6 protein-coding genes are annotated in these 13730 nt (G+C 68.1%); 1 reads left to right on the forward strand and 5 read right to left on the reverse strand.

Features of this window, described 5'->3' with window-relative positions:
• Positions 1-8 precede the first annotated feature (8 nt).
• On the reverse strand, positions 9-2405 hold the full coding sequence (gene pbpC, locus AC3A3Q_RS00915) for a penicillin-binding protein 1C (RefSeq protein WP_487584476.1): 2397 nt from the start codon (positions 2403-2405) through the stop codon (positions 9-11).
• 146 nt (positions 2406-2551) lie between these two features.
• The gene (locus AC3A3Q_RS00920; RefSeq protein ID WP_487584901.1) at positions 2552-7438 is read right to left on the reverse strand and encodes an alpha-2-macroglobulin family protein; all 4887 of its coding nucleotides are present in this window, start codon (positions 7436-7438) and stop codon (positions 2552-2554) included.
• A 124-nt stretch (positions 7439-7562) separates the two neighbouring features.
• On the opposite strand from AC3A3Q_RS00920, the gene AC3A3Q_RS00925 reads away from it, so the two are divergent.
• Positions 7563-8717, forward strand: a complete 1155-nt coding sequence (locus AC3A3Q_RS00925; RefSeq protein WP_487584477.1) for a glycosyltransferase family 9 protein — start codon at positions 7563-7565, stop codon at positions 8715-8717.
• Positions 8718-8776: 59 nt separating this feature from the next.
• Here AC3A3Q_RS00925 and gyrA read toward each other — a convergent pair whose 3' ends face one another.
• The 3 genes from gyrA to AC3A3Q_RS00940 form a co-directional block, all read right to left on the reverse strand.
• Positions 8777-11422, reverse strand: a complete 2646-nt coding sequence (gene gyrA, locus AC3A3Q_RS00930) for a DNA gyrase subunit A (protein WP_487584478.1) — start codon at positions 11420-11422, stop codon at positions 8777-8779.
• 331 nt (positions 11423-11753) lie between these two features.
• On the reverse strand, positions 11754-12809 hold the full coding sequence (gene mtnA / locus AC3A3Q_RS00935) for an S-methyl-5-thioribose-1-phosphate isomerase (protein WP_487584479.1): 1056 nt from the start codon (positions 12807-12809) through the stop codon (positions 11754-11756).
• 76 nt (positions 12810-12885) lie between these two features.
• Positions 12886-13641 carry a DUF3011 domain-containing protein gene (locus AC3A3Q_RS00940; RefSeq protein ID WP_487584480.1) on the reverse strand — a complete coding sequence of 252 codons (756 nt, stop codon included), beginning with the start codon at positions 13639-13641 and terminating at the stop codon, positions 12886-12888.
• Positions 13642-13730: the final 89 nt, after the last annotated feature.

Below are 13730 nucleotides of genomic sequence, written 5' to 3' on the forward strand. Positions count from 1 at the left end.
CTGCGCACCTAGCGCAGCACACTGAACTGTATTCGCGACCACGCACCGCTGTCGGCCAGGGCCGTCAGCGTGTGCGTGCCAGGCTCGCCGAAGTCGTGCACGAACGCACCCGCGCCGCTGGACTCGCCGATCAGCCGACCGTCGAGCAACCAGCGGATGCGCATGTCGCTGCCGAGTGCACGCAACGACAATCGCACCCGATGCTCGCTTCCTGGCGCACGCGCCAGCGTCGCGCGATCGGCCAGTCCGTCGATTCGCAGTTCTTCGACCGCATTACGCCCATCGGCCACGCAATCGGCCGCCAGCGGCGGCAGCGTCGCTGCCTGGCGGGTCTGCAAAGGCAGCCACGGCGAGGCCAGCACCGGCCAGCGCGCCAGCTGGCGCGTCGCCCGCACATGCGGCGCGGCGCATTCCCCGGACAGGCGAAGGCCACTGCGCGCATCCACTTCGAAGCGCTCGACACCGGTGTTCCACAGCCGTGCATCGCGCTCGGCCATGGTCGGTGGCAATGAACCCTCCAGCGTCCATGCCTGCATGCGGCGCTGGCACAGCTGTGGTGCCTGCGGGTCCGGTGGCAGGCCCAGCGGCCAGCACACTTCCACGTCTTCGACCGTGGGCGGCGGTGTCCGCGGCGATGCATCGCCGCGTTGGCGCGGCAGCGTGTCGATCACTTCGAACAGCAGTGGCAACGCCGTCACCGCACCGTACTGCCCGGGCAACGGCGTTCCGTCCGGTCGACCGACCCAGACGCCCACCGTGTAGCGGCGCGTACTGCCGAGCGCCCAGGCGTCGCGGAAGCCGTAGCTGGTGCCGGTCTTCCAGGCGACCCGCGGCCGGCCGCCGGCGTCGAACGTATCGGCGGCGCTGCCCGGTCGCGGATTGGCCTGGAGAATCTCGCGCACGATCCACGCCGCTCCGGGCGACATGAGGCGCCGCTCCAAGCGCGGGGCATCGGATGTGTAACGCACCTTGCCAGCGACACCGTCGCGGTTGAGCGCGGCGTAGGCGCCGACCAGGTCTTCGAGCTTCGCCCCCGTGCCGCCGAGGATCATCGCCAGGTTGGGCGAGGCGCCACGCGGCCACTGCAGGCGGATGCCCGCGTGCGCCAGGCGCGCGGAAAAGCGCGCCGGCCCGATCCGGTCGAGCAGGTCCACGGCGGGCACGTTCAACGACAGGCGCAGGGCCTGCGCGGCGCTGACCGGGCCATTGAACGCGGCGTCGAAGTTGCCGGGCCGGTAGCCGCCGAACGACTGCGGTGCGTCGACCAGAAGGCTTTCGGAGTGGATCAGGCCATCGTCGAGCGCCAGTCCATACAGGAACGGTTTGAGTGTCGAGCCGGGCGAACGCCAGGCCTTGACCATGTCGACGTGGCCCAACCGGCTTGCGTCGGCGAACTCGGCCGAACCGACGTAGGCACGCGCCTCCAGCGTGGCGTTGTCGACCACGAGCAGCGCTGCGGAGGTACGCGCGGGCAAGTCGGAGAAATAGCGGGTGACACGCTCTTCCAGCGTACGTTGCAGCTCCGGATCGATCGTCGATACCAGCCGCGATGCCTGCGGATGTTCGAAGCGGAGGCGCTGTGCGAGCAACGGTGCGAGCAGCGGCGGTTGCAGCGACCGTGCCACCACCGGTTCGATGCGGGCGTCGGCCACTTGCTCGCGCGACCACACGCCCAGTGCCTGCATGCGCGACAGCACCTTGTCCCGGGCGATGCGGGCGCGTTCGGGCTCGCGGTCCGGTCGCAGGCGGCTGGGTGCTTGCGGCAGCACGGTCAGTAGCGCTGCCTCCGCGTGCGACAGGCGCGACGCCGGCTTGCCGAGGTACGCCCAGCTGGCCGCCTCGACACCTTCGACGGTGCCACCGAATGGCGCGCGCTGCAGGTACAGCGCGAGGATCTCCTGCTTGGACAGGTGCACTTCCAGCTGCATCGCCCGCAACACCTGGCGCAGCTTCGCCCATGGCGTGCGCGTGCCGGTGCGCATCGCCGGATCGAGGATGCGTGCGACCTGCATGGTCAGTGTCGATCCGCCCGAGACCACCCGCCCGCTGCGCAGCCACTGCCCGCCTGCGCGCAGCATCGCGACGGGATTGATTCCGGGATGTTTCCAGAACCAGCGGTCTTCGTAATTCAGCAGTGCTTGCAGGTATAGCGGCGAAACCTGTTCGGCGGTGATGGGATACCGCCAGATTCCTTTGCGATCGGCGAAAGCGCGCAGCGGGGTTCCGTCGGCGGCGACCACGACGGCGCCGTCGTCGTTCTTGTCAGGCAAGGGCAAGGGGAATGCGAGGTCGAGAAGCATGGCGCTGACGAGCACCAGCAGCGCAGCCAGGCACACCACGAGGGCGCGCCGGCGTCGTCGCTGTGGCTTGCTGCTCGATATTGCCCTGCTCACTTCACTGACCACTCAACTAGTCACCGTCGTCCCGGCGAACGCCGGGACCCAGGCCGTCACGGCGTCCTCATCGGCACGCCCCGGTTCCTGACCGGTTGCGGGCCTGGATCCCGGCGTACGCCGGGATGACGTGCTCCGTCGGGATGACGGGAGGCTTTTCATCCGCCTCCCGGCTGCGTCACCGTCACCGTTGCCGGCACCGATTTGCCGACGCCACGCAACTGCGGCCGGTACATGTCCTCCACCAGCGGCGGCGGCACGGTGTAGGTGCCCGGCGTCACCGCCCGCAGCAGGTAGAACACGCGCGCGGTGTTACCGGTTTCGAGCTTGAGCGCGGCGACGTAGCGATCGTCGCGGAACTCCTCGTGTCGTACTTCCGCCGCCTCGTCACGGTCGGCGATCTCGATGCCGTCGATCACCACGCCGGCCCACTGCTTGCCGTCGCCAAGGTTGAAGTTCTCGATCTCCAGGCCGGCCGGCAGCAGGTCGGTCAGCAGTGCGTCGGGCATGTCCCGGCTGGGCGTGATGGCGACCTGCACGATCAGCGCCTCGCCCTCCTCCAGCACGCCACCCTTCCACTGCGTGCCATCGGTGGCGAAGTACTTTCGCGACACCTTGATCAGCGACTCGTCCGGTTCCGGTGCGCGGCGCGGGACGCCGGCCACTTCGAAGCTGGCAAACAGCGGTGGCTCGCCTTTGGCGATGAACGACACGCCGCGCAGCAATGCGGCATGGTCAAAGGTGCGGCCGATGATCCGAGCAGAAGCCGCATCGGTCACGACCTCGCCCACCTTCCACTGGCCCGACACCTGCTTGCCCTTCTCGGCCATCAGCGCCTTGCCCAGCCGCGCCAGCGCCACCTGTTCCTGCGTGCTCAGCCACATCCAGCCGCTGTTGCGGCGTGCGTCGAGTTCGCGACCCAGGTCCACCGCCCGCGCGTCGTACGCCGGCGTCGCCAGGTCGTGCTCGTGGACGAGTGCGATCATCAGTGCATCGTCACGCACGCGGCTGCCGTAGTCGCCAAGGTATTCCGGCCGGTCCACCGGATCGCGCGCGAAACCTTCCGCGATCGCCTTGCCGCCGCGCGCCTTGTCGCCCTGCAGCGTCAACGCCAGGCCCAGGTGCACCAGCGGCAGCCCGGTCAGGCTCTGCTTGCGATCGTTGTCGTAGAGCGCGCGCAGCGTGCCCAGCGGCGCACGATTCACCCGCGCCAGGACGTAACCTGCATGTGCCTGGTAGGCAAACTTCAGGTGCTCGCGCCGGTCGTAGCCGAAGAACGCCTGACCGCCTGACAGCAGGTCTTCATTGAGGACCTTCAGCGCCTTCTGCAACACGGTGTCGGGGACTGCGAAACCGGCCTCGCGCGCGTCCAGCAGGAACTCGACCACGTAAGGCGTGATCAGCGGATTGACGTAGTCGCCACTGCCCCACATCGAGAAGTGACCCGAACCGATCTGCATCGCCGCCAGGCGTCCAAACGCGCCTTCCATCCGCGTGCGGCGCAGCTTCGCATCCAGTCCGGTGACGCCGAGCATGCGCGCGGTCGCATCGTCCAGCTCGAGCGCGGCGAAGCCCTTGCTGGTGGTCTGCTCGGCGCAGCCGTAGGGGTACTCCAGCGCGCCTTTCAGCGCACTCGCGAACGGGATCGGCGGCAATGCGCTGACCGACAGTTGCGCGTTGACGGAGTCGGGCATCAGGCCCTCGGCCAGGTCCGCCGGCAGTGGCACCGCGCCTGCGGCATCGAGGACACGCGTACGGGCGCGCAGCACCGACGGCCACGCCGGCCGCACGGGCACCTCGTAGCGGCGGTCGACCTTGTAGCCGTTGCCCTGCACGCGCACGCGTACCTGGGCGGTGCTGTACCCCTCCCTGGCCTGCAACGGGAAGGTGTAGGTGGTCTTCGCCTCCGTACCAAGGCTGGCAGTGCGCCCGCCATCGGCCAGCGACACCGGACCTTCGCCGTTGACCTCGACCTTGAACTCGCCGGCACGGCCGGTGAAATTCTGCACGTCCAGGGTGACGTTGCTGCGGTCGCCAGGTGCGAGCACGCGCGGCAGGCTGGCTTCGGCAAGGATCGGCGCACGTACGATGGTCTCGCGATCGCGGCTGCCGTATCGGTTGCCCGAGTACACCAGTGCCGACACACGAAGCGTGCCATTGAAGTCGGGAACCGCGAGGTTGATGCGCGCATTGCCGCGCGCATCGAGCTTCACGGGACCGGCGAACAGGTCGACCGTCTGCACGCGCGCAGTCGGACGCCTTGCCTGCGGCAACGCCGCCAATGCCATGTCGCCGCCGAAGCGCAGCTTGGCGATTCCGCCCTCGAAGCTTTCGATCACGCGACCGTAGACGTCATACGCATCGACACCCAGTCGGCGCTGGGCGAAGAATTGCGCGGCCGCATCGGGCACCGGGAAGCGGGTGATGTTGAGGATGCCGACATCGACCGCCGACACCGTCACGAACGCGTCCTGGCCCGCCAGCTGCGGCACGCTCACCGTTACCGGCAGATCGCGCTCGGGCTGCATCAGCGCCGGCGCCGACAGGCCAACGGCGACCTTGCGATCGCGCCGGTCCATGGTCACGTGGGCGACGCCGACAGCGCGTGCGGGTGTGACCTTGCTCGGCGCGCTGCCACCGCGGAACACCAGCGCAGTGACATACACGTCATGTCGTTCCCAGTCCTTCGTCACCGGGATCTCGAACGTGCTGCCGGCCTTCACTTCGATGTCCTGCACGTAGAGCATGCGATCGCTCTCGACCATCAGCAGTCCCTTGCCCTCGTGCGGTGGCGTCAACGTCACCTTGAGCGTGTCGCCGGCGCGGTAGGCCGTCTTGTCGAGGGCGAGCTTGACCTTGTCGGGGCGCGCGTCGAGGCCGCGGTTGTCGTCGTCCCAGCTCCAGCCGGCGGTGAACGGGTAGCGCGTGGTCAGTTTCGTCGCCGGATCGAAAACGTCGACGCGGTAGTCGCCCCACTCGACCGGGAAGTCGATCCGCTGTGGCACGTCGCCGACATCTAGCGTGCGTGTCTGGATGTCCTCATGGCGGCGGGTGAAGTCGTAGTCCCAGCCGCCATCGTCCTGGTAGTTCCAGTGGTAATCGCGATGCTCGCGGACCAGCGTCACGCGCAGGCCCTTGCCCGCCCGCGGCTTGCCGTCGCTGCCGACGCGGGCCAGTTCGAAGCCCGCAGTTGCGTTGGCGTCGCTGCCTTCCTTGTCGTCGAACAGCGGACGCACGCCGACGATCGCTTCGGCCGGCCACAGCACGCGCTTGACGCTGCGGTTGACGCTGCGACCGCCGCTCTCGAACACACTGCCGGTCACGATCGCGGCAATCGTGCTGACCGGTTTTGCCTCGGCCGGCAAGGCGATGTCCTGCTGCAGCCGGCCGTTGGCATCGAGTTTCGCATCGACGACGTCCTTGGCCTCCTTCGGCAGCGACAGTGTCGGATCACCGAAGAAGTACCCCGGCATCTGCTCCAGCGGGTGCTGTTCCACCGCCACCGCCAGCTTCGCGGTGAAGCGGTTGCCCGCGGCCGGCGCGCCATAGAGATAAGCGCCTTCCACGGCCAGGTGCACCGGTTCGCCCGGCTTGAGCACCGGCTGCGCCTGCAGATCGAGCTTGAGCCGTTCCGGCAGGAACTCCTCCACACGAAGGGTCATGCCCTGCACCGCCTCCTTGCTGCCCGGATCGGTGCGGAACTCGATGCGCCAGCGACCGGTGGCCGCGTCCACCGGGATTACCTGCGCGTGCCGCACATAACCCTGCGGATCGGGTTGCAGGCGGGTCTCCAGAAAGGTCTTGCCGTCTGGCTGCACGTAGCGCAGGAACAGCGGCTGCAACGGCTTGCCCTTGGTCGCGACCGGCTGTCCATCCTGGTCGCGCAGCAGCGCCGAAACGCGCACGGTTTCGCCAGGACGGTAGAGGTCGCGTCCCGACCAGGCGAACACGTCGAACCAGGCCTGCTCGCGACCACTGACCGCGAACTCCGACAGGTCCAGTGCCGGCTGGTTGAACGGCAGCATCGACACGTCCTTGCCGTGCGACGCCACAAGCACGTGTCCGGAATCGAGCGTGTAGCCCAGCATCACGTTGCCGTTGCCGTCGGTCTCGCCCTTCATCACCGTCTCGCCCTTGCCGTCGAGCACCTTCAGCTCAACGCCGCCGACGGCCGACCCCTTGTGCAGCGAAGCGGCGTGGACGAACAGCTTGTCCTTGTAGGCGCGTGCGTGCAGGCCCAGGTCACTGACGGTGAAGAACGCGGTCTCGTAGCGATCCTGGAACTCGCCCGCGCGCTTCATCACCGCGAAGTACAGGCCGGGCTGCTGCAGCTCCTTGATGTCCTGCAATGGCAGGTAGGTCAGCACGCGTTCGTTGGTCTTCCCGCCGAGCACGAAGCGATTGACGTAAACCGGCTCGGCAAGACGCTCCATCGGCGTCTTGTCGCTGTATTCGCTGCCCAGCTCCCAGCTGCCACGACGGCCGCCGCGCTGGTACTGGGCGAAGAACCGCGGCAACTCCTTGTCGCGCACGCGCAGGAACTCGACATCGACCTCGGAGACATTCACCGATACCACCGGCAGGCCGCGGCTTTCGCGCGCCGGCAGGACGCTGCCCTGCGAGGCGAATCCGACCACCGGATCCAGCGGCCCGGTATGCACCTGCTTGCGCATCGGCTGACCCAGACGATCACCGGCGGCCGCGGTCAGCCCGCCCTTGATCGCGACCACATAATCACGACTGGCATCGACATGCGGGAAACGCAGCACCTTGGCATCGTCCGAAAGTACCCAGCTGCCCTTGATCACCGCGCCGTTGGCATCGGTAACGGAAATCAGCTGGTCGAAGTCCTGGCTGCCCACCAGCGGCCGGCTGAATTCGAGCGCGATCGCCATCTGCTCGTCAGCCTTCTGGTCGGGATAGGCCGCGACCAGCGCGAACCCCTGCACGGCTTCGCGCTTGCCCTGAACCGCTTCGCCGCTGACCGCGGGCAGCTGGCCATCGGCATCGCGCTTGCAGCCTGCACACAGCAATGTCGCCGCCATGACGACGGCGACCAGGCTGCGCAACAAGCGGCCTCGCAACCGTCGGCTCGACGACGACGCTACGCGCCGTGGGGGGGCATGCGGCGAGACATGGACGGTTCCTTCCGTTACGGATACGCGCTTCATGCGACCTCCCCTGATTTTCGCGAAGTATAGGAGGATCGCGACTGGAACCGTTCACGCCTTCTGCGCGTCAGCTACCGTTGGTGTCGCCGCTGCCCTGCATGGGCAGACACACGGAATTGCGATCGTCTATGCGATCATCCACGCGCCGGGCCGTGGCCCGCCCGCCTTTCCCCGGACCGCGATGCTGCACGAACACATGCCCTCCTTGGCCAGTGAACCAGGCGCCGGCATGCCGGTTCCGGGTAACGGGCCGCGCCGTTCCCTCCTCGTGATCCGCCAGGGTGCGTTCGGCGACCTGGTCCAGGCCGACGGCGCCCTGCGCGATATCCGCGCGCACCACCCGGATGCGCACATCACCCTGCTGGTCGCGCCACAGTTCCGCCAGTTGATGGCCCGGTGCCCGCACGTGGACGCGCTGATCGTCGACCCGCGCGCGCCGTGGCTCCGCATCGACCACAACCTGGAGTTGGTGCGGGAGTTGCGCGGGCGTCGATTCGACCGCGTCTACGACCTCCAGGGTAGCCAGCGCACGCGCCTGTACCGGCGCCTGCTGAGCCCTGGCCTGCCCTGGCACGGAAGGGATAACCCCGGTTCCAGCGCGGTGCCGGACCGGATCGCGTATGCCCGCCTCCTCGCAGAGGCCGGCGTGCCCGCGACGCAAACGGGCGCGCCTGACGTGGGCTGGATGGCCGACGATGTGTCCGCCCTGCTCACCGCGGCCGGCGTCGAAGCAGGCTACGTCGCGCTGATTCCCGGAAGTGCAGCCCGTCATCCGCAAAAGCGCTGGCCCCACTACGCGGAGCTTGCCCGGCGCCTGGTCGCCGCTGGCCGGCAGGTCGTGGTCGCGCCCGGTCCGGACGAGCTCGACCTTGCCCGGACCCTGCCCTGCCAGGTGTTGCTGGGGCCCTCGGGTTTCCTGGACTGGTTCGCCCTCGCCGGCGTGCTGGCCAACGCCGCCTTCGTCGTCGGCAACGACACCGGGCCCACCCACCTCGCCGCCTGCCTGGGGACACCGGGCCTGGCGCTGTTCGGGCAGCACACCAGCGTGCAACGAACCGGAATCCGCGTGCGCTCGTTCGATGCGATCGAGGTGGCGGAGCTGCAGAAGCTGTCGGTGGATGAAGTGATGGCGCGCGTCCCTCCGCTTCCGTAGCCGCGGATGCCGGAAACGAAAACGCCGCCTTTCGGCGGCGTTTTCGTTACTGCGTCCGATCAACCCGCAATCGGGGTGGTCTCGACGGCGCCGTCGCCGGCACCCGGGTCGATCACCGCTTCGCCGCCTTCCTCGTCCTCGTCCAGCGAGGCATCGACGCGCTCGATGGTCTGCAGGCTTTCATCGGCGGCCAGGCGCATCAGGGTCACGCCCTGCGTGTTGCGGCCGACCTGCGAGATCTCCGCCGCGCGCGTACGCACCAGCGTGCCGCCGTCGGAGATCAACAGCACGTCGTGGTGATCCGACAGCTGCACCGCACCGACCAGCATGCCGTTGCGCTCGGTGGTCTTGAGCGCGATCACGCCCTGGGTGCCACGACCCTTGCGCGGGTATTCCTCCAGCGAGGTGCGCTTGCCGAAGCCGCGTTCGCTGGCGGTGAGGATGTCGCCGTCGCCTTCGACCACGATCAGGCTGACCACGTGCGCGCCGCTGGTGTCCGCGGCGCCGTCCTCGCCTTCCTCGCCCTCGGCCAGGCGGATGCCGCGCACGCCGGTGGCGGTACGGCCCATCGAGCGCACCGCGTCCTCGGCGAAGCGCACGGCCTTGCCGTTGCTCGCGAACAGCATGATGTCGCGGGTGCCGTCGGTCAGCGAGACATCGACCAGGGCGTCACCGTCGTCGAGGTTGATCGCGATCTTGCCGCGCTGCAGGCGGAAGGCGAACTCGGTGAGCGGGGTCTTCTTGACCGTACCATTGCGCGTGGCGAAGAAGACGAACTGGTCTTCGACGTACTCGCGCACCGGCAGCACCGCCTGCACCTGCTCGCCGGCTTCCAGCGGGATCCAGTTGATGATCGGGCGACCGCGCGCGTTCGGACCGGCATCGGGCAACTGGTGCACCGGCAGCCAGAACACGCGGCCGGCGCTGGTGAAGGTCAGCAGCGTGTCATGCGTGTTGACCAGCCACAGGTGGTCGATGAAATCCTCGTCCTTGGTCGCTGCCGCATTGCGGCCCTTGCCGCCGCGCTTCTGCGCGCGGTAGGTGCTGACCGGCTGGCGCTTGGCGTAACCCGAGTGCGACAGGGTGACGACCACGTCTTCCGGCGCGATCAGGTCGAGGATGTCGAGGTCTTCCTCGCTGGCACGGATCTCGCTGCGGCGTGCATCGCCGAACTCTTCCTTGACGTTGCGCAGCTCGGTGCGGATCACTTCCAGCAGCACGTTCGGATCCTCGAGGATCTCGATCAGGCCGCGGATGGTTTCCAGCAGCAGCTTGTACTCTTCGGTCAGCTTGTCCTGCTCCAGCCCGGTCAGGCGGTGCAGGCGCATCTCGAGGATCTGCTGGGCCTGGGTTTCGGTGAGCTGGTAGAAGCCATCGACCAGGCCGACGCCGGCCGGCAGGTCTTCCGGACGCGAGGCATCGGAACCGGCCGCCGACAGCAGCGCGCCGACCAGGCCGGCTTCCCACTTGCGGGCGAGCATGCGGTCGCGCGCTTCGTTGGGATTCGCCGACGTCTTGATCAGCTCGATCATCTCGTCGATGTTGGCCAGCGCAACCGTCAGGCCTTCGAGGATGTGGGCGCGCTGGCGGGCCTTGCGCAGCTCGAAGATCGTGCGACGGGTCACCACCTCGCGGCGGTGGCGCACGAACACTTCCAGCAGGTCCTTCAGGTTCAGCAGCTTCGGTCGGCCGTCGACGATGGCGACCATGTTGATGCCGAACACCGACTCCATCTGCGTCTGCTGATAGAGGTTGTTGAGCACGACTTCCGCCGACTCGCCGCGCTTGACCTCGATGAAGATGCGCATGCCGTCCTTGTCGGACTCGTCGCGCAGCTCGCTGATGCCCTCGAGCTTCTTTTCCTTGACCAGCTCGGCGATCTTCTCGATCAGCCGCGCCTTGTTGACCTGGTACGGGATCTCGGTGACGACGATCGCTTCGCGGCCGTTGTCGGCCACTTCGACCTCGGCGCGCGCGCGCATGCGCACGCGGCCACGGCCGGTGCGGTAGGCGTTCACGATGCCGGCGGTGCCGTTGATGATGCCCGCGGTCGGGAAGTCCGGACCCGGTATGTACTGGATCAGGCCGTCGACATCGATGGTCGGGTCGTCGATCAGGGCGATCGTGGCGTCGATCACTTCCGACAGGTTGTGCGGCGGGATGTTGGTCGCCATGCCGACGGCGATGCCGGCGGAACCGTTGACCAGCAGGTTCGGCACACGGGTCGGCATGACCGTGGGCTCGAGTTCCTTCTCGTCGTAGTTGGGCTGGAAGTCGACGGTTTCCTTGTCGATGTCGGCCATCAGCTCATGGGCGATGCGCGACATGCGTGCTTCGGTGTATCGCATCGCCGCGGCGTTGTCGCCGTCGATCGAGCCGAAGTTACCCTGGCCGTCGACGAGCATGTAGCGCAGCGAGAACGGCTGGGCCATGCGCACCAGGGTGTCGTACACCGCGGTGTCGCCGTGCGGGTGGTACTTACCGATGACGTCACCGACGATACGCGCCGACTTGTAGTACGGCTTGTTGCTGTGGGCACCGAGCTCGTTCATCGCGTAGAGCACGCGGCGGTGGACTGGCTTGAGTCCGTCGCGCGCGTCCGGGAGCGCGCGCCCGACGATGACGCTCATGGCGTAATCGAGGTAGCTGCGGCGCATCTCGTCTTCGAGATTGACCGGGATGATTTCCTTGGCGAGTTCGGCCATCAGGTTTCCGTTCGTTGGTTGTCCGCAGCGACGACTGCGGTCGGGCATCACGTCTTGAAGAACCGTCGCGGCAACTGCCCGCCAGGCCTGCGTCGCGGACCCCGTCAGGGGCCCTTTGACAGCCCGTCGTCGACGGCTTCAAAAGGACACGAAATCATAGCACGGAACGGGGTCCCGCTGCTGCCTGATTCCCACGCAGAAACAAGCAGTTGCGGGGGTTTTTAAAGAGGGTTTATGGGCATGGCGCTCATCCCGGCGAACGCCGGGATCCAGGCCCTCGGCGGATGTGTGGCCAGCCTGGGTCCCGGCGTTCGCCGGGATGACGGCGCGCTCAGCCGAAGGCGACCTTCATGGCCGCCGCATCCGGCCGCTCGATCACCCCGCGCTCGGTCACGATCGCGTCGATCAGTTCGTGCGGGGTCACGTCGAACACCGGGTTCCAGGCGCCCACGTCCTCGGCCGCGGTACGCACGCCGCCGACGCCGAACAACTCGCCCGGGTCGCGTTCCTCGATGTGGATGGCGTCGCCGGACGGGGTCTCCATGTCGACCGTCGAGGACGGGGCCACGACCATGAACTTCAGGCCGTGGTGGCGTGCCGCGATCGCCAGCTGGTAGGTGCCGATCTTGTTGGCCGTGTCGCCGTTGGCGCAGATGCGGTCGGCACCGACCACGACCCACTGCACGTCGCCGGTCTTCATCAGGTGCGATGCGGCGGAGTCGGCGATCAGGGTCGGGGCGATGCCGTCCTGCTGCAGCTCCCACACCGTCAGGCGCGCGCCCTGCAGCCACGGCCGCGTCTCGCCGGCGAACACCTTTTCGATGCGGCCTTCGGCCACGCCGGCGCGGATCACGCCCAGGGCGGTGCCGAAGCCTGCGGTCGCCAGCGAACCGGTATTGCAGTGGGTCAGCACGCCGCTGCCCGGCGCGATCAGGGCGGCGCCCAGCGCGCCCATGCGGCGGTTCGCGGCGAGGTCTTCGTCGGCGATCGCGTGCGCTTCGCGCTCGAGCACTTCGCGCCAGTCGGCGCCGGCGGCGGCAAGGGTGCGGCGCATTCGCGCCAGTGCCCAGGCCAGGTTGACCGCGGTCGGCCGTGCGGCGTTGAGATGCTGCATGGCCGGCTCGAGCTTGCCTGCGGCCTGCGCGCCATCGGCGGCGTCGACTTCACGCGCGGCCAGCACCACACCCCAGGCGGCGGCGATGCCGATGGCCGGAGCGCCGCGCACGGTGAGGGCATGGATGGCTTCAGCCACGGCAGCGCTGTCGTTGCAGGTCACGTACTCGACCACGAACGGCAGCTTGCGCTGGTCGAGCAGTTCCAGGGCCTGCCCGGTCCAGCGGATCGGGCGGATGCGGTCGTAACGGTCGAAATCGATGGTGGTGTTCATGCGTGCAGTTTAGCGAACTGCACGCTTGCCCTCCCCTCCGCCGCCGGCGAAAGGGAGGGCGGACGGCGCGATTGCCTTACAGGACGCTGAAGTCGCCGCGGCAGCCGTTGCTCACCCAGACGCCGTTGCGGTCCCAGCCCCAGCTCTGGCCTTCGATGCACGGCGCCTTGGACGCCTGGCGGACCAGTCGGGCATCGCGACGGATCGTCACGTTGCAGCGGCGCTCGCGGCGATCGTCGGAGCCGCAGTACAGCTTCTGCGCCTGCGCACCGTTCCAGCCACCGCCGTTGCCGCCGCCGTTCCAGCCACCGCCATTGCCGCCTCCGTGGCCGCCGCCGTAACCACTGGCGAACTCGGCGCGACAGCCTTCGTCGACCCAGACGAAGCCGCGGCCGGTGCCCCAGGTACGGCCCTCGATGCATGGCGACTTCGAGTACTGGCGCACGATATAGGCGCTGCGGCCGTCGATCTGGCACTGCACGTAGCGGTTGTCGTTGGAATCGCAGCGCACGCTGCGGCCGCCGCCGTTGTTGCCTCCGTTGCCGCCGCCCCATCCCCCACCCTGGCCGCCACCCTGGCCACCGCCGTGGCCGCCACCCTGCCCGGCACGGACCAGCGCGAACTCGGCGCGGCAGCCGCCATTGACCCACACGCCGTTGCGGTCGTACCCCCAGGTACGTCCCTCCACGCATGCGTTCTTGGAGTACTGCCGCAGCAACAGCACGCCATTACGTGTGTCGGCGGCGCACTGGCGGTGTTTGTTGTCGTTGGAGTCGCAGCGGACGGTCGGCGTGGTGCCGCCGTTGTATTGCGCCGCGGCCGGCACGGCCACGGATGAAGCTGCAAGCACAATCAGAATCCCGAGGCCCCTCGGCAAGAAATTGGGCAAGTACGGGGTCATGAAACAGCTCCTCGTTGAGT

The organism is Lysobacter sp. Soil_C_59 (genome assembly GCF_057656415.1).